Origin of the sequence: Candidatus Acetatifactor stercoripullorum (assembly GCF_944382095.1) — a bacterium.
In the GTDB taxonomy this organism is placed as follows: domain Bacteria; phylum Bacillota; class Clostridia; order Lachnospirales; family Lachnospiraceae; genus Acetatifactor; species Acetatifactor stercoripullorum.
Genome location: NZ_CALWMU010000006.1, coordinates 49638 through 67626 on the forward strand (window position 1 = coordinate 49638; position 17989 = coordinate 67626).

Here is a 17989-nt window from a genome sequence, read left to right on the forward strand (position 1 = left end):
CCTAGGCAGTGACCTTTTCAGCCTGCCCGTGGCTTACCAGCCAGTTATCCTCTTCATTCAGTCTCAGCTTCATCACAGTCAGATACATTTTCTCCCGCTGCCATTCAAACCGAAGCTTCGTTTCCGCCCAGCTGTTAAGCCAGTGGATGGTAATTTCCAGCGTATAGGCATTGATATAGCGGGCCGTAGCACAATAATCACGCAGTCCGGGAAATACGTTCTCAACTTCCCTCCTTCTCCAGATTCCATCCAAAGAAGCAGTAAACGCTACCTTTTTGTCTACGGTGAAAATGCACTCCTCATCGCATACCACAAGCTCAAATTCCTTCATGCCCCCCTGCTCATATTCAGTGCGGAACAGCCGGAAGAAATCCTCGCCCCCGGGAGGCGCTATGGACATCCAGGGATCCGGCGTTCCTTCGGTTACTCTGTACTTTCCCGTAAGATTTTCCTTTACGGAGGGCACATTTACCTCATCCGCAGAAATGGCCAGCTTCTCCTCCATTTCCAAAAGGCTCTGGCACTCTGCTTTATTTTCGGGAAGGGGCTCGTCCTTTATATGGTCAAGCAGACACTCATAGACCGTATCCAATGTGGCCTGGGGGCCATAGGGCATCATGGCTCCCTCGTGGATGGAAACCACCACCCCCTTCTCGGGCCAGATAATTCCGTACTGCCCCTGGCCTCCGTCAAAGCGGTACACACCCGGCCTGCTGCAGGCCCAAAGCTGATAGCCGTACCCGCATCTTCCGTCCTTTTGCTCCGGGGCATAGGGGTTTTCTATCTGTACGGACAGAGCCTCCCTCACAAATTCTGAAGGCAGAAGCTGCTCTCCCTTCCAGCTTCCTCCGTTACAATAAAGCATTGCAAGACGCAGATTATCCTCTGTAGCAGCAAAGGTTCCCGGCTCCGCGTCAATTCCGTTATGAAACTTAAGCCACACAAACCGCCCTGCATCGATTCCGATTTTGTCAAACAGTCTGGGGGTCAGATATTCTTTCAGATTCTGCCCTGTCTTTTTTTTGATCACTGCCCCCAAAAGGAAGGAACCAGAGGAGTTATACAAAAACCTGGTTCCCGGCTCATAGATCACAGGGGTTTTAAAGTAATCTCCGATCCAGTCCTCCGTCACAGGAGGATGCTTTTCGTGTCCGCTGCTCATGGACAATACATGACGCAGCGTTATCTTTTTTGCAAGCTCCGAAACCTGAATTTTCCTTTCCCGGATTTCCTCCGCGAAAATATCCGTCATTTTTTCATCCAGGGAAAGCTTCCCCTCTCCCAGGGCAATCCCAATGGCTGTGGCCGTATAGCTTTTTCCAAAGGAATGGTTGCTGTGCACCAGTTCTGGCCCATAGGGCTTCCACCATGCTTCGGCAAAAACCTTCCCGTCCCTCGCAGCCATAAACCCATTCATTTCCGTGCGCCCGTGCATGAGGCTTTTTAAGCATAAAGCAACCTGGCTGCTGGAGATTCCCGCCTCCTCCGGGCTGATTCTTTCTAACAAAAATCGATTGTCCATATTAATCTCCATTCCGTTTTCTAGTGTAAAATATAAAATAGACCAGCGCGCACAGCATGATAATGCCGCATAAGTCAAATACCACTCTATAGCCTGCAAGTCCTGCAATATGTCCCACGATCAGGCCGCCCGCCATGGGTCCAAGCCCCTGGCAGATATCTCCGCCCAGGTAATAGGTGCTGGTGGCCACGCCGCTCTGCTTTAAGCCCACCCTCTGAATACATCCGGCCTGCAGAGAGGGCTGGGCGGCTCCCTGTCCCAGGGAACGGATCACTCCAGTCAAAAGGACAAGGGGCAGTGTTCCCACTCTTCCCAGTATAAACATGGAGCTGGCTGTCAAGAGCATTCCCGGAATCACGGTGATTCTGATCCCTTTTTTGTCCATCAGTTTTCCCGAAACGGGCCGCATCAAAAACAGCGCCGCTGCGCATACTGTAAAATAAATACTGATCTGGGGGATTCCCAGCTCCTGGGTATATAAGACAAGATAAGAAGCGATGATTCCGTTGATCAAAGAATAGCTTCCTGCCATCACCGTAAACGGTAGGGCCTTGGGCGCAATAATATCGTTTAACCGTATTTTTTTCTTTTCCTTTTTTACCAGATCCCTCTTTGGCGCCGCATCCTCTTTGAACAGGCACAGTATCACAAAAGCTGCTGCCGCCAGAGCTGCCGCCAGAAGAAAGGTCGCCCGCATTCCAACATAATCTGAAATAGCCAATCCAATACCAGGGGCAACTGCGGAGCCGGCCACCATCCCAAGTCCCAGGTAGCCGATGCCCTCTCCCATCCTTCCGTCGGGAATATACTTTGACGCCAGGGAAATCTGCACAGTACCCCCTATGGCAAAGCCAATTCCGTTGATAATGCGGAACAAAATGATAAGAGGCAGCCGGGTAACCACGGTAAAGCCCAAAAGACCGATTCCCAGAAGCACATTGCTCCATTTTAACAAAGTCACATTATTGAGTCTGTCCGACATCAGGCCGCTGAAGGGCCTGAAGCAAAGAGAGGTCAGCGAAAAAAGACCTACCACAAAGCCCGCAAGGGCGATGCTGATTCCGATATCCACCAAATAGCTGGACAATATGTTGGAAATCATGTAAAAGGAAAAGGCATTTAGAATATTGATGGTAAGCACCATGATGTAATGGCGGTTCCATAGAGTTTCCTTTTTAGACACGTTCTCTTAAGCCTCCCTTATTCCCATATTCCGTTTTTTCATATTCAGTACAGCGGAAAAGGTTGCCTTTTCCGCTGTGCCTGCTTTTACATTCTTTACTTAGAAGCCAGCCATTCGTCAAGCTGTCTTTGCTTTTCGGCAATGATTTCGTCAATGCCCGCGCTCTTTAGCTGCTCCTGGAATACGGGAAGCGTTGAGTCAATATCGGCCTCCGCGTTGATTAACGGCAGGTAGTACTGGGCAACTACGTTTGCACAGGCAGCCATCTGATCCGCCACGGGCGTGGAGTCAAACTGGAAGCCAAGAGCCAGTGATTTCTCCGCAGAGGCATTCTTTTCCTTCATCTGCTCATACACATCCACAGGCTCATAATACCAGGTTTTACACAACGTAATGTTGGGCCACAATGCAGAGCCGGAGCATCCCCAGCCTGCATCCCACAGGGTCTTTCCCTCGGGGAAGGTCATCTGCCCGTTCTCATCTAAAACATAGTTTTTCCCTTCAATTCCCATGCCTACCAGCTGTGCGGCTTCCACGTCGGAATACAGCACGTTCAAAACTCTCATGGCAGCCGCCGGATCCTCACAGAAGCTGCTGATATGCCACATATAGGTGGTCACATCTCCGCTGGTTGCCAGAGGCTTTGACAAAGCTGTTCCATACAGCTCTACGCCATAGTTTACTTCTGAATTTCTGCGGCCCACTTCCGTATCCCAGTTATAGCCGGGTGTGCCGTCCACTACACCGTACTGCAGATTTACCAGAGTAGCGTCCGTATTGCTCATAGGATCCGGGCTGATCAGTCCCGCCTCCTTCCACTGCTTTACATGCTCCAGAAAATCCAGGAAATATTCAGATTCATAATAGTTTTCCACTGTGGTGCTGTTGGTAGGGTCCGTCAAAACTCCCAGGAAGTTGGTGTCTCCCAGATAGTCGATATCCTTGGGAATCCAATAGGTCTGTGTGGAACCGGGAATAAAGTATTTATCAGGGGACGCCTCCTTCATCTGAATCATTGCGTCTGTCAGGGTATCCAGATCGTTTACCTGGCTCCAGTCGATCCCGGCTGCGTCAGAAGCTTCCTTGGATACGAGATACAGGTTTTCACAGCTCCAGGCATAGATGCTTGGAATACCGTATAGCTGTCCGTCGATTCTGGCGCAGTCAAGATACTCCTCATAACCCTCGTACTGTGCCAGAATATCGGCACCGTCCGACTCCATAAGCTCATCCAGGGCAATTACCTGGCCATTGGCTACCAGATTGCTTTCAGAGGTATACCAGAAGGAATTAAATAAATCCAGAGCAGTATCTCCTCCGGTAAGCATCAGGTTCATCTGGGTGGAAAGATTTCCAAATTCAATTCCGATCAAGTCCACCTCAGCTCCCGCCTTTTCCCTTAAAATCTCATTGAGACGTTCCTCGATTTCTGTCTCCAGAGACACATCTCCCACGATCAAATATCCCATCCGGATTACCGGATATTCTCCATCCTCCGTCTGCGTCTCTGACGCGGGACTGCTCTCCTGCTGTTCAGACGAGGCTTGCTGGCTGGATGCTGTGCTATCCTCCTGTTCCTGCGCTCCGCATCCCGCAAGCAGCATAGCTGCAGTCGATACGGCCAGCAGAAGCGATACCAGTTTCTTTCTCATAGTTTTTCCTCCTTTTTGAATTTTCTCCGCCCTTTGGCGTTTTTGTTTTGTAACCTTATCCTAACAGAGCCCTTTTGTATCCCTCTATCACTTTTCTGTCATAAATCGTCACATTTCTAACAATTATGCTTTTTTAATTGTGCCTTTTATCCTTTTTTATATTTATTTCTCTGTGACTGAGCAGAAAAATGACATATTATTTCAGAAAAATGATAGCTGTATTGTACATTTTGATGCTATTGTGATTTTAGTACTTCAGAAGAACCATCAAAAATCAGCGAAAGGAGATTTTCTGATCCCATGAAAAGAAAAAAAAGGACCCTGGTCAGAATGAAACGTTTTCTTCCCTTGTACATAATGCTTCTCCCCGGCATTATGTACCTGTTTATCAACAATTATATGCCTATGGCGGGGCTGGTGCTGGCCTTTAAAAAAGTAAACTACGCCGTAGGCATTTTTGAAAGCCCTTGGACAGGACTATCCAATTTTAAATATCTGTTCAGCACAAAGGACGCTTTTATTTTTTTCCGCAACACCATACTTTATAACCTGGCGTTTATTGTTTTTGGGAATATCATGGCAATTTTTACGGCCGTTGCGCTGGACTGTATCCGGAACAAATTTTTCAAGAAATTCAGCCAGGTTGTTATCCTGATTCCCTTTCTTTTGTCCACAGTGATTATCAGCTATATTGTGTACGCCTTTTTAAGCGGAAGCAACGGCTTTGTAAACAATACGCTGCTTCCCCTTTTGGGAATGGACAGCATCAGCTGGTACAGCGAGGCCAAATACTGGCCGGTCATACTCGTCATCGTCTATCTGTGGATGACCTTCGGCTACAATTCCATCCTGTACTATTCCACGCTGATTGGCATCGATAAAACCTATTACGAAGCGGCCGTGGTGGATGGCGCGGGAATTCTTTCCCAGATCCGCTATATCACCCTCCCCGCCTTGAAAACAACTGTCATCACGCTGGTGCTGATGGCGGTAGGCCGGATCTGCTATTCCGATTTTGGCCTGTTTTATCAGGTGCCCATGAACAGCGGACTTTTATACAATACCACTCAGACCATCGATACCTATGTATACAGGGCCCTGCTTCAGCTAAACGATATCGGACGCTCCACTGCGGCGGGCTTTCTGCAGTCCGTGCTGGGATTTATCTTTATTCTGGCCGCCAATCTTGTGGTGTCCAAAATTGATAAGGACAGCGCTCTTTTCTAAAAGTCCGAGGCCATTGATCAAAGGAGGTTTTTACATGATTTATAACAATAAGCTTTTTCAATTTTTCATGCACCTTGTGATGCTGTTTCTGGCTCTGGCCTGCATCATTCCCTTTATTCTTTTATTTTCCAGCTCTATTACCTCGGAGGCGTCCCTGGCTCTGAACGGATACTCCCTGATTCCCAGGGAATTCAGCGCGGCCGCCTATGAATTTTTGTGGACCACAAGGGAATCCATTTTCCGCTCCTATGGCATGAGTATCTTAATTACCACCATAGGCACTGTGGTAAATATGACTTTAACCTTTCTGTTTGCCTATCCCCTTTCCAGAAAGGATCTTCCCGGAAGAAGATTCTTTTCCTTCTTCCTGTTTTTTACCATGCTGTTTAACGGCGGCTTTGTATCCACCTACCTGATTTATTCCAATGTATTCCATATCAACGACACCCTGGCGGCCATGATTGTCCCTTACCTTTTGATGAACGCCTTTTATGTGATCATGGCACGAACCTATATTATGTCAAACGTACCCGATGAGGTTATAGAGGCGGCCATGATCGACGGCTCCAACGAATTTCAAAACTTGCTTCGCATTGTGATCCCCATGTCCCGTCCCATTCTGGCCACCATCGCTTTGATGTCCGCTATCTCTTATTGGAACAACTGGACCAACGGCGTTTACTTTATCTCCACAAGAACGGATTTATACGGCATTCAGAATTTCCTGAATTCTGTTATGAATAATGTAACTGCACTGCAGTCCCACTCCACGGGCCTAAGCAACGCTCAGCGGTTTCCCAGCGTCAGCATCCGCATGGCCCTGGCTGTGATTGCGGTAATCCCCATTCTGATTGCCTATCCCTTTTTCCAAAAGTCTTTTGTAAAGGGCATTACCATCGGTTCTGTAAAGGGCTGACAGAAAGGAGTTATCTATGCGAAAGATAGAAAATAAGATCATGCTGATTACCTATGCGGACACCCTGGGCCGAGACCTGAAGGATTTGAACCGGATTTTATCAGAAAAGTTTCCGGGGCTTTTTGGCGGCCTCCACGTCCTTCCCTTTTATCCCTCCTCAGGCGACAGGGGCTTTGCCGTAATCGATTATGACTCAGTGGAGCCCTCCTTCGGCACCTGGGAGGACATTGACCAGCTGGCGGACCAGTATTATATGATGGCGGATTTCATGCTCAATCATGTCTCCATACGCAGCCATGAATTTAAGGATTATATGGAAAAGGGCGACAATTCCCCTTACCGCAATATGTTTATCCACTGGGATGAATTCTGGCCCAAGGGCCGTCCCACAAAAGAAGATATGGAGGTGATGTACCGCAGAAAGGAGGGAGGACCTTATCTGACCTTTACCCGCAAGGACGGAAAACAGGTGCGTCTTTGGAACACCTTTTTTGAAGAACAGGTGGACATTGATCCTTACGCAGAGGCCACCCAGGATTACTATGACAGAAATCTGAAACGGATTGCCTCCCATGTGCCTTTGATCCGGTTTGATGCCTTCGCCTACGCCTCCAAGCGTCCCGGCACCAGCTGCTTTTTTGTGGAGCCGGACATCTGGGAGGTGCTTGAAATCGGCATGAAGCCCCTTCGGGAAAGCGGCACACAGATGCTCCCGGAAATCCACGAAAATTATACCATTCAAATGAAAATGGCAGAGAAGGGTTACTGGGTATATGACTTTGCCCTCCCCATGCTGCTTCTGCACGGCTTAAAAACCGGGCGCACAGACCGCCTGATCCATTGGCTGAACATCTGTCCCCGAAAACAATTCACCACCCTGGACACCCACGACGGGATCGGCGTTGTAGACGTGGTGGGACTGCTTTCCATGGACGAGATCGATTTGGTCAGGGAGGATGTGGATGAAATCCTGAAAGACGCCAAGCCCTATATGAAATTTCCCATTACCATAAAGACAAGCGGTAAAAAGGCCCAGCTCTACCAGCTTGGATGCACCTACTACTCTGCTTTAAACTGTGACGACGACGCCTATCTTCTGGCCCGCATCGTGCAGTTTTTCACTCCCGGAATTCCACAGGTTTATTACGTGGGGCTTTTGGCGGGAGAAAACGACGTAGAGGCGCTCAAGCGCGGAGAAGAGCCCCGCAGCATCAACCGTCATACTTTCTCGGAGGAAGAAATTGACAGGGCCATAAAAAAGCCCATGCTGCAGCGGATGTATGAGATCATGCGTTTCCGCAATTCCTATCCTGCCTTTGGCGGAGACATTACTGTGGGACCCGACAAAAAGGACGGCTCCCTGTCTATCACCTGGACAAAGGGGGAAAGCTGCGTGACTCTGGAAGCAGATTTTGGCACTAAGGCCTATACCATACGATATCTTGACACCCAGACGGGGGAATGGAAAATACTTTAAAAACGGAGGCGCTTATGAAATTAGTTATGCACGCACGTACAGGAAACTTAGGGATGGAATACACCGGGTTTTTGCTGAAAACACAGAAATCGGTCCTGCAGGCACAGGCAGATTCCTTTTCCTGTCAAATCGGTTCCGGTGAGGCTGCAGAGGAATGGCCCATTTTGTCCATTGAAAGGGACAGTCAGGGACTGCTTCTTGCCTGCAGGCCCTTTCCTTCCGATACGCCCTTTGCTCTGACCGCAGCCTTGGAGGACGGCGGCTCTGTGTTTACCAATGAGGATATTTCCGAAACCCTCATCCAGGGTCTCGGCCAGTTTAAGGCCCTTGCGGAAAACGGCGTCCTATACCGCCTGTATTCTCCCGCCGCATCCGGACCAAGGCCCCTGATCCTGTTTCTTCACGGCGGCGGGGAATGCGGTTACGATAATATGAGCCAGATGACCGGAATTTTCGGTGCCATCAAGCTTTCTGAGTCCTACCCTGATCTGTTTGTCATGGCCCCTCAGGCGCCCGGGCTTTTAGCGGATATGATGCCGGACAAGGCCGCCTTTTACCGCAACACCTTTACAAGCTTTTACCAGCCAAAGGGGACAGGGTGGCATCGGGAATATCTGGGAGCAGTCTGCGACATTATCCGCCGCCTGATCCGGGAGAAAAAGGTGGATGAAAACAGGATTTATGTAACGGGAGCATCCATGGGCGGCGCTGGCACCCTTCGGGCGCTGTCTGTGGGAGCCGGTCTGTTTGCAGCGGCAGCTCCCGTATGTCCTACCATGATTCCGGAGACCTACAACATTCTCTGCTCCCTGACGGACGCCAAAATATGGATTTCCACCGCTTATGCAGATCATACCCTTTACCGCCATAAATATATTGTAGACGCTGTGATGAAGCTTAAGGACGCCGGAAACAAAAATGTCCATCTGACTCTCTATGCCCCGGAGGAGCTGGAAAAATACGGTCTTTCCGCCGACCCGGATATGCCGCTTTCCAAAAAGCTTTCTGAAAATCACAGCTCCTGGATTCTGACCTATCACAATGAGTACGGAATTATGGACTGGCTGATAAGCCAGCACAAGTAAGGAGGAAAATTTAATGTCTCTTTTGTCCTATGATTTTGAAAGCCAGTATTTAAAGGGGAATCATGAAATTGCGGTGATCCTCCCCGACAAGCCCAGAGAGCTGTCCCCGGAGGAATTTTATCAAAGCGGGAAAAAATATAAGGTGCTCTGGCTTCTGCACGGCACCTTCGGAGACCAGACCGACTGGATCCGAAAGACAAATATAGAGCGCTACGCCTGTGAGAGAAATCTTGCGGTGGTGATGCCCCCGGCCTTAAATTCCAATTACTCCAACTGGGAGCACTGTATGATGGGCTACTCCATGTACGACTATCTCACCAAGGAGCTGATGCCGCTCATTTACGGCTGGTTCCCTGTATCTTCAAGGCGGGAGGACAACTTCATAGCGGGCCTGTCCATGGGAGGAAGAGGCGCGGTAAAGTATGCCGTCAACTTCCCCGAACGGTTTGAAGCGGCCGCCGTTCTCTCCGCCGTGCCGGTAGACTTTTCCTATATGAGTCCCGGCAATCCCTGTGCCTTTTTAAATCCCGATGAGCCAAGGCTTAAGGCGGCCATCGCAAATGCCGGAGGACTGGAGGCGTATGTAAATTCCGAAGAAAATGTGTGGCGGCTGATCACCGAAAAGGCTGATAAAAATGTCCTCCCCAGGCTGCTTTTCGCCTGCGGCGAGGAGGATAAGCTGCTGTATCCAAACTTTCTCGCTTTTAAAGCCCACTGTCACACCATAGGATTAAAGGCGGAATGGTTCTCCCTTGCGGGCTACGGACATGAATGGTCTTTCTGGGACAGAGCTATCCAAAAGGCGCTGGATTTCTTTGGGCTGCCGAAAGCAGGCGGCAATCCTTTTTAAAATAAAAAAATGGAGGTCAGAAAGATTAAAATGAGTTTTCAGATCAATGACAGAATGTTCTGGCCGGAGGGCCGGACCAAAGCTGTGACTTTCAGCTATGACGATGGGGTAAGCCAGGATCTGCGGCTGATAGAGCTTTTCAATCGTTACGGAGTAAAAGCCACCTTCAATCTAAACGCCGGGCTCCTTGGAATCAGAGGCACCGTAGAGACGGGAGAAAAAAAGGCCAGCCATGACAAGCTTCCAAAAGAAGAGCTTCCTGCCGTGTACAAGGGGCATGAGCCCGCTTCCCACGGCCAGCTCCACTGCTGTATGTACGGCATGGATGCAGGAAGATGCGCCCAGGAAATCTTAAGCTGCAGAACACAGCTGGAATCCATTTTTCAAAAGCCCCTCACCGGGTTTGCCTACGCCTTCGGAGCCGTAAACGACACCATACGAAGGGCTTTGGTTTCCTGCGGCATTTCCTATGGCCGCACCATCCGCTCCACGCACTCCTTTGATATCCCGGAGGATTTCCTTATGTGGGATCCCACCTGCCATCACGACGACAAACAGCTTTTTCCCCTGGCGGACAGCTTTTTGTCAGATGAAAATTATTTTTCCTTTTTCAGCCCGGCCAAGCTTTTTTATGTGTGGGGCCACAGCTATGAATTTGACCAGAATGACAACTGGAACCGGATGGAGACCTTTCTGCAGAAGGTTTCCGGTCATGAGGATGTATGGTACGCCTCCAACGGGGAAATTTGCTCCTACGTTACCGCCTACAAGCGCCTGGTTTTTTCTGCGGACAGCAGATTTGTGTATAATCCCTCCGCCGTCCCGGTGTGGCTTGGGGGAATGTTCTGCTCTCAGACGGTGAAGGTGTCTCCCGGCCAGTATGCAGAGCTTCTGCCGCCCCTGGAGGTTTAGGCTTCCGGTTTTTTCTTCCGGTACTCGGAGGGCGTCATGTTTTCAAATTTTTTGAACATCTGGGTAAAGTGGGAAAAATTTGAATACCCCAGCTCCAGGGCAACCAGACTTACGGGGATTTCCGAATGATCCAGCAAATCCTTGGCGACCTCCACCTTCTGCTGCATGATATAGGTTTTTATGTTCTGTCCGGTCTCCTTCTTAAAAAGCTTTGTAAAATATTCCGGACTCAAATGGACATATTCCGCCACCTCTTTTACGGACAGGTTGTTTGAAATATGATCCAATATATACATTTTGGCTTTTTGAATATCATCCTTTGCCAGAGCGCAGGCGCCGCCGGACTGTAAAGCCTTTGTGATAAAGCAGACCATGAAGCGCAGGGACTCCACATCCTTAAACGCGTCCATGTAATCGTTGTATCCATAGTCGTCCGTAAACAGATCCATGATGTCAATCTGGTTGTCATAAGCACAGTTAAAGAACATCTGGGTCAGCTGCTGGTGCAGCTCACAGAGCCCGCTAAAGTTTGTTTTGTTGACGGATACGATAAAATCAAGGTAGGAAAGAACACTATCCCTTACCTTTTCTAACTGATTCTCCTTCAAAAGGCGCTGCCACCGCTTTCTATTTTCGGAGATATCCAGGGATTCCTGGGAAAAATGATTTTCCTCCGTCATATAAAGGCCAGGCCTTTTACTTACGTTATTATTGATAAATTCATGGATTCTGCCCAGCTCAGCGCGCAGCCCTGAAAACACCGAATATTCTCCTACATAGCAGGCAATGTCCGTGTTCAGGGAATCGTTCAGTGTGTCATAAAACCTTTGATAGTTTTCACTTGTACAGGAAAGGAGGGATTCATCATTACAGAAGAGTAAAATCACAAACTGACGGAATCGGTTCATTGTAATCAATGCTTCAATGGGTTCCTCTATCTTTCCCGCACGCAGGCTGCCTATCAGACTGTAGCGGATCGATATGTCGAACAGAACAGACTGTGTCGCCTTGCTATAGGAAAAAATGTCCACAATCAGGATGCGGATAGGAGACTGTTTTCGAAGATCATACCCCATCTGCTCCAAAGCAAGCAGTGATTGCTTTACATTCTCCTGATTGTCAGAATATAAATTCATAACAATCCGGTCGCTCATTTCAGGCTTGTATTTTTCATAGATCATGCCGTAATCATAGAGCTTCTTTTTCCTTTGCTCTGCCTCCAGCTTATGAACCGCCCTTCTTATGCAGTCTGCAATTTCATCATAGGGCGCAGGCTGCACAATATAGTCAAAGCAGCCCAGGCGCAGGCTTTCCTTGGCATAGGCAAAATCCGCATGAGAGGTTAAAAGAATCCTGACGATGCCCGGCATGTTCTCCATAACCCACTGGTTTAGCTGCAGTCCGTTTTCTTCCGGCATTTCAATGTCGCAAAGCATAATGCTGATTTCATTGTGCAGCAAAATTTCCCTTGCCTGTGCGGCGCTGTTGGCGGTATAGACCTGGTCAATTTTCAGCTCCTGAAAGCGAATCCCCTTTTCGATTCCCCTGACCACAGAAATTTGATCGTCAATCAGCAGTAGGTTCATAGCATTTACTCCTCCACAAGCGCCTTCCTGTCAAGGGGAAGACACAAGAACACACAGGCCCCTCCTTTGGCCTCATTGTAAAAAATGATTTGAAAATCCGTCTGATAAATGAGCGCTAACCTTTTTTTCAGGTTGGCAATTCCCACATGCTGTCTGCCGTAAGGTTCCTGTCTGCTGTTGATTTTCTCCAGCACCTCCTTACTGTAGCCCACGCCGTTGTCGCTTAAACGGATTCTCATATAAGGCTTTTCCTCCCATGTGACAGCATCAATCTGGATCAAAAAGCGCAGAATTTCATCATTGCGCCCGTTGTATTTTACCGCGTTTTCCAGAAACGTCTGAATCAAGAGCGGCGGAACCTTTTCCTCCAAAAGCGACTCCTCTACCTTCTGGGTAAGAATGATGGGCTTGGAACGGTCCAAAAGCACAATGTTGTAATAATGATTGACCTCCTCCAGCTCCTCCCTCAGGGTTACCAGAGACAGGGTGTTATGAAATATATATCTCAGATGGTTGGAGAATGCAAGAATCATTCTCTGCATCCTTCCATACTCCTGATTTTCCAGCATATTATACAGGCTTTTCAAACAGTTTACATAGAAATGAGGCTGGGTCTGCAGCTGATAATACTGCAGCTGGGCATGCTGCTTTTCCTGCTGTCTGGTCAGGTTTTCCTGTTCCAGAGATACCTTTTGTTCCACCAGGCGCTTTATCGCTTCATTGATTTTCTGCAGCTCTTCAATTTTGCTTTCACCGGTATAAGCCGGCAGCTGCCCCGCCTGGCTCTTCTGTTCCAAAAGCTCCGAAGCCGAAGCCAGTCTGTCCAGCGGATAAACCAGAATTTTACGAAAGGAAAAAACTATGATAAAAATCAAGGCAAAAACAATGATTCCCGCCCCCAGGATCACAAGCAGTGAAAACCGGGATAAGCTCCATAGATACTGAACCGGCGTGACACAGCAGATACGCAGGGAGGTCTTGTCTAGCGCCTGGGTGTCAACCAGATAGCTCTCCTTTAAAGAAAGCAGCGTCTCCCTCTGGCCGCTTTGCGCTTCCTGCAAAATGCCAAGCTGCTCCAGCCGGCCGTTTCCCGGCAGTTCCTCTGTTTCGCTGTAGAAAAACACTTGAAACTGGCCGCTGTCCTCAGCCGCCCTGCTTTGCAGGACAAACCTGTCCAGATCAATCAGGGAGCACAAATACAGATCCTCCAAGCGATAGGCGCTCATCAAAAAGGTACGATCCTGATCAACATATGCCTGCCATTGAAAGAGCCGGCTATTGTCACAGTCCCGCCAATATTGCTTGATGCGGTCCTTTAATTCATTGCACTCCACGGTTTCCTCCGGCCCATAGCCGGCGCCAAAGCGGGTGATGGAAATATCTCCCTTTTGATCAAAAATCAGGATGGCCCCGTAATACGGCACGGCATTATTTACCATGTTGCGCAGCTCGTATTCGTATTCGGGTTTTCTACCGCTTTGATAACGTCCCCTTGCCAATATCTCAAAGCTGTAATTGTCGGCATAAAGCTCCTGGCAAAAGACCGTCAGGTCTTCCATCTCCTTTTGCAGCTCCGAAAGATAGACATTCAGCACCGCATTATTTGTAGACCGCATCTGCCGCAGGCCGCTATATATGGCATAGACTAACACTGCCGTCAAGCTGCATAGGATAATCAGCATTAACAGGACAAAATAAATGCCCAATAAATGCTTGAAGGAATATTTTTTAGAGACAAACCGCTTTTTTCCCGCGGCTCTAGCCGCTGCCCTTGATGCCTTAAACTTTATCATGCCTATACCCCGTCTGCCGAAAGAGGGACCTTACAATTCCTACAATAATATTATTGTAGCTGTCCAATAGACAAAAGTCAAATAACCTATTACACAAAAGAAAGGATGAATCTTTATGAATTTCAACAAGCTCGAAGCATTTCAGGACTCTTTACAGGAGGTCTACGGCATTCCCGCCACAGACTGCAAAATCACAAAGGATCATCAGGTGGTCTACCGCCATATGACAGGCTGTTGCGATTATGCGGGCCAGGTTCCCGCCTCTGATCAGGATTTGTACCGTCTTTATTCTGCCACAAAGGTCATTACCGCCACGGCAGTGCTTCAGCTGATGGAGAGAAAAAAATTGGATCTGTATGATGATGTGCGCAGATTTCTCCCGGAATTTACCAACCTTAAGGTGGCAGACCGGTTTGAGATGGATCACTTTCCCATTGAGTGGCCCAATGAAAATACCAAATGCCATCTGATGCACGGCTGCATCCGCATTATCGACCTGCTGACAATGACCGCCGGGCTCTCCTATGATACCAGCAGCGCCCCTCTTGCAGAAATCAAAAAGGCCAGCAATGACAAGGCCTCCACCAGGGAGGTTATCTCCGCTATTGCGCAGATGCCCCTGATTTATGAGCCCCAGACCCGCTGGGGATACAGCCTGGCCCACGATGTGCTGGCCGGTGTCGTGGAGGCTGTATCGGATATGCCGTTTAGCCAATATCTGCACAAATATATTTTTGATCCCCTGGAGCTTAAGGATTTTACTTTTCACGTGGGACCTAAAGAAGAGCAAAGGCTTTCCGCACTCTATGCGGCAGATTTTGATACGGGCAGATTTTCTCCCGCCTCCCAGGAAATGGCCTCCCGCTTCCAGCTGACCCAGAATTATGAAAGCGGCGGCGCAGGACTGATCGGTTCCGTAGATGATTACAGTGTTTTCCTGGACGCTCTCTGCGGCGGCGGAAAGGCGGCAAACGGATACCGCCTCCTCTCTCCCGGAACCCTCTCCCTTCTTTCCACCAATTATATTACAGGAAAGATGCTGGAGGATTTCCAGGCCACAGGGAAAAAGGGCTATGGCTACGGACTTGGCGTGCGTGTGCTGATTGATTCCTCCTGCTCCCGCTCTCCTTTAGGGGAATTCGGCTGGGACGGCGCTGCCGGAGCCTTCGCATTGGCGGATCCTGTAAACCACATCAGTATCTTTTATGTGCAGCACATTCTGGGCTTTCCCAAGGTTTACAGCGAAATTCACCCTAAGCTGCGTGATCTGGCATACGAGGGAATTTTCTAAGATTTATCGAGAATCTCCTTTTGCAGAAGATAAAAATATTGTATACTGGTTGACAGGAAAAGGGAGGTTTTGCCATGTTATACTTATCTTCTCTGGAGGAAGCAAAAAATGTCATCGCAGCTTTGAACGCTCCCATGCGGGTAGAAATTCTAAAATTACTCTATAATACGCCTGGGCAGAGCATGGATCAGCTGGCCAAAGCCCTGGGGCTTACCAACAGCGCTGTCTCCCTGCACGTAGCCAAGCTTGCCCAGGCCGGGCTGGTGCGTATTGACGCTGCCCCGGGACGGCGGGGCAGCGCAAAGCTGGTCAGCCCCTGCTTTGACCGTCTGGTGATCGACATGGCTCAAAGCCGCAGAGAGGAGCTCTATTATCAGGACGACATCCGCGTGGGCTGCTTTACCTCCTTTGGTATTGCTCCCACCTGCGGCCTTGCCACCTGTCAGGGCATCATCGGCGCCCTGGACGATGTAAGGGCCTTTACCTTCCCGGAGCATTTCGAGGCGGAAATTTTGTGGTTTGCAAGCGGCTATGTGGAATACCTTCTCCCCAACCATCTGCAGCCGGGGCAGAAGCTGGAGCGGCTGGAAATTTCCTTTGAAATTTCCTCCGAGTGCCCGGGCTTTAACGAGGATTATCCCTCAGATATCCATTTTTCCATAAACGGCATCCCTCTGGGCGTATGGATCAGCCCCGGGGACTATGGAGCCAGACGGGGCTATGTTTCTCCCTCCTGGTGGCCTTCCTCCTTAAACCAGTACGGCCTTTTGAAAAACCTGATCATCAGCAGAGAAGGCACCTTTATGGACGGCGGCCAGAAGCTGTCGGGCGTCACCACAGAGGATCTGCACATCGACTACAACAGCCTGATTACCCTTCGCATTGAGGTTCCCAGAGACACCTTAAACTGCGGCGGCTGCACCCTTTTCGGAGAACAGTTTGGAGACTACAATCAGGCCATCCGCATAAAGGCCTTCTATACCTGATTTTCCCACTGTGTCATTATGCGGCGGCGCCAGCCGGCTCGAATTTCCTCTGCAGCTTCCTGCTCACATGGAAGTAGGCCGGAATTAAAAAGGCGTCCGCCATAATCCATGCAATAGGGCTTCCCAGGCATACCCCGGTAAAGCCCAGCACAGGAACCAAAAGAAAGCCTGCCGCCGCTCTGGCAATCATCTCAAAAACTCCCGCCAGAATGGCAAATTTGGGAAATCCCATGCCTTGTATCAAAAACCGGATGATATTCACCAGCGCCAGCGGAAAATAAAACAGCGTGTTCAAAAGAAGAAACAGCCTGACATCGGCAATAATGGCGGTTTCCGAGCCATCCATAAATAAAACTGCAAGAGGACGGCCTAAGAAAATGCTGATGACAAAGGCAATCACCGAATAGCCCGCGCCCAGAAGCACACAGGACTTAAGTCCCTGTCCCAGACGCTCCAGCTTTCCGGCCCCCACATTCTGTCCCCCGTAGGTAGCCATGGTGGAGCCCATAGCGTCAAAGGGGCATGCGAGAAAGTTACCGATACGGCCTGCAGCCGTCATGGCGGCAACGGCTCCTGACCCCAGGGTATTAGCCGCCGCCTGCAGCACAACGCTGCCGATGGCCGTGATGGAATACTGCAGCCCCATGGGAATTCCCATGCCGCACAGCACCCCCATCATATGGGAGTCCGCAGCCCACTCTCCCTTTCTGATGCGCAGAATTTCAAATTTCTTAATCATAAAAATAAGGCAGCTCAAGCCGGAAACTCCCTGGGCAATCACAGTGGCCCAGGCTGCTCCCGCCACTCCCATATGCAGATTGATAATAAAATAAAGATCCAGCGCCACGTTCACAATGGAGGACAGCACCAGAAAAATAACCGGCGTCTTACTGTCTCCCAGCGCCCGGATGACGCCGGAGACAATGTTATATAAAAAGGTGGTGGGAATTCCCAGAAAGATCACCCAGATATAGGCATACGCCCCATCCAGAATATTCTCCGGGGTTTTCATAAGCACCAGAATATCCCGGCAGAAAACCGTGGTGACCACAGTCATCACCGCCGCAAAGCCTATGCCCAGCCACATGCAGTTGGCCACATACCTGCGCATTCCCGTGTAGTCTCCCGCACCGAATTTGTGAGAAACCGGAATGGAAAATCCATTGCACACCCCCATACAGAAGCCGATCACCAAAAAGTTCACAGAGCCGGTGGAGCCTACCGCCGCCAGGTCATCCACACCCAGAAATTTCCCAACAATCACCGTATCCACCAGATTATAAAACTGTTGAAACAAAAACCCGAACAACAGGGGCACGGAAAATCCCAGTATCAATTTCATGGGCGTTCCCTTTGTCATATCCTTCGTCATAACACTTCTTCCTCCCAAAAGCCGGATTTCAAAACCTGGCTGTTCTTCTTTATTGCGTATCAGAGTATAAACGCAGCAAGGGAAAACTGCAATGTGTTTTTTTGCTAAAATCAGCCTGTTTTATGTAGTATTTTGCT

General features: G+C 49.3%; 14 protein-coding genes. 8 read left to right on the top strand and 6 right to left on the bottom strand.

What is annotated here, in order from left to right; genetic code table 11:
- Window position 1 precedes the first annotated feature (1 nt).
- The 3 genes from SHK35_RS03020 to SHK35_RS03030 all read right to left on the bottom strand — a co-directional run bounded on the left by SHK35_RS03020 (window position 2) and on the right by SHK35_RS03030 (window position 4357).
- Complete coding sequence (locus SHK35_RS03020; RefSeq protein WP_318708514.1) at window positions 2-1522, bottom strand: serine hydrolase domain-containing protein; 1521 nt, start codon at window positions 1520-1522, stop codon at window positions 2-4.
- Between the two features lies 1 nt (window position 1523).
- Window positions 1524-2705, bottom strand: a complete 1182-nt coding sequence (locus SHK35_RS03025) for an MFS transporter (protein ID WP_318708516.1) — start codon at window positions 2703-2705, stop codon at window positions 1524-1526.
- A gap of 95 nt (window positions 2706-2800) precedes the next feature.
- Window positions 2801-4357: an ABC transporter substrate-binding protein gene (locus SHK35_RS03030; protein ID WP_318708518.1), complete on the bottom strand. Its 1557-nt coding sequence runs from the start codon at window positions 4355-4357 to the stop codon at window positions 2801-2803.
- 300 nt (window positions 4358-4657) lie between these two features.
- Here SHK35_RS03030 and SHK35_RS03035 point away from each other — a divergent pair, with 300 nt between their 5' ends.
- The 6 genes from SHK35_RS03035 to SHK35_RS03060 are packed head-to-tail and all read left to right on the top strand — an operon-like array spanning window position 4658 to window position 10824.
- Entirely contained in the window at window positions 4658-5584 is a 927-nt protein-coding gene (locus SHK35_RS03035; RefSeq protein ID WP_318708519.1) for an ABC transporter permease, read from the top strand.
- A 34-nt stretch (window positions 5585-5618) separates the two neighbouring features.
- Window positions 5619-6500, top strand: a complete 882-nt coding sequence (locus SHK35_RS03040; protein WP_318708520.1) for a carbohydrate ABC transporter permease — start codon at window positions 5619-5621, stop codon at window positions 6498-6500.
- 16 nt (window positions 6501-6516) lie between these two features.
- Window positions 6517-7977 carry a sucrose phosphorylase gene (gene gtfA, locus SHK35_RS03045; protein ID WP_318708521.1) on the top strand — a complete coding sequence of 487 codons (1461 nt, stop codon included), beginning with the start codon at window positions 6517-6519 and terminating at the stop codon, window positions 7975-7977.
- A 14-nt stretch (window positions 7978-7991) separates the two neighbouring features.
- Window positions 7992-9062: a hypothetical protein gene (locus tag SHK35_RS03050; RefSeq protein ID WP_318708522.1), complete on the top strand. Its 1071-nt coding sequence runs from the start codon at window positions 7992-7994 to the stop codon at window positions 9060-9062.
- A 13-nt stretch (window positions 9063-9075) separates the two neighbouring features.
- Window positions 9076-9912 carry an alpha/beta hydrolase gene (locus tag SHK35_RS03055; protein ID WP_318703849.1) on the top strand — a complete coding sequence of 279 codons (837 nt, stop codon included), beginning with the start codon at window positions 9076-9078 and terminating at the stop codon, window positions 9910-9912.
- A gap of 30 nt (window positions 9913-9942) precedes the next feature.
- Window positions 9943-10824: a polysaccharide deacetylase family protein gene (locus SHK35_RS03060; RefSeq protein WP_318703850.1), complete on the top strand. Its 882-nt coding sequence runs from the start codon at window positions 9943-9945 to the stop codon at window positions 10822-10824.
- On the opposite strand, the gene SHK35_RS03065 is transcribed toward SHK35_RS03060, so the two are convergent.
- Together SHK35_RS03065 and SHK35_RS03070 are read right to left on the bottom strand one after the other, a co-directional pair.
- Complete coding sequence (locus SHK35_RS03065) at window positions 10821-12410, bottom strand: response regulator transcription factor (protein ID WP_318703851.1); 1590 nt, start codon at window positions 12408-12410, stop codon at window positions 10821-10823. The two genes, SHK35_RS03060 and SHK35_RS03065, sit on opposite strands and share 4 nt — an antisense overlap.
- Window positions 12411-12415: 5 nt before the next feature.
- Window positions 12416-14203 carry a sensor histidine kinase gene (locus SHK35_RS03070; protein ID WP_318708523.1) on the bottom strand — a complete coding sequence of 596 codons (1788 nt, stop codon included), beginning with the start codon at window positions 14201-14203 and terminating at the stop codon, window positions 12416-12418.
- 115 nt (window positions 14204-14318) lie between these two features.
- On the opposite strand from SHK35_RS03070, the gene SHK35_RS03075 reads away from it, so the two are divergent.
- Together SHK35_RS03075 and SHK35_RS03080 are read left to right on the top strand one after the other, a co-directional pair.
- Window positions 14319-15494, top strand: coding sequence for a serine hydrolase domain-containing protein (locus SHK35_RS03075; protein WP_318708524.1), 1176 nt, complete (start codon window positions 14319-14321; stop codon window positions 15492-15494).
- Window positions 15495-15568: 74 nt separating this feature from the next.
- Window positions 15569-16480, top strand: a complete 912-nt coding sequence (locus SHK35_RS03080) for an ArsR/SmtB family transcription factor (protein ID WP_318708525.1) — start codon at window positions 15569-15571, stop codon at window positions 16478-16480.
- A gap of 16 nt (window positions 16481-16496) precedes the next feature.
- Here SHK35_RS03080 and SHK35_RS03085 read toward each other — a convergent pair whose 3' ends face one another.
- Window positions 16497-17852, bottom strand: coding sequence for an MATE family efflux transporter (locus SHK35_RS03085; RefSeq protein ID WP_318708527.1), 1356 nt, complete (start codon window positions 17850-17852; stop codon window positions 16497-16499).
- Between the last annotated feature and the right edge of the window lie 137 nt (window positions 17853-17989).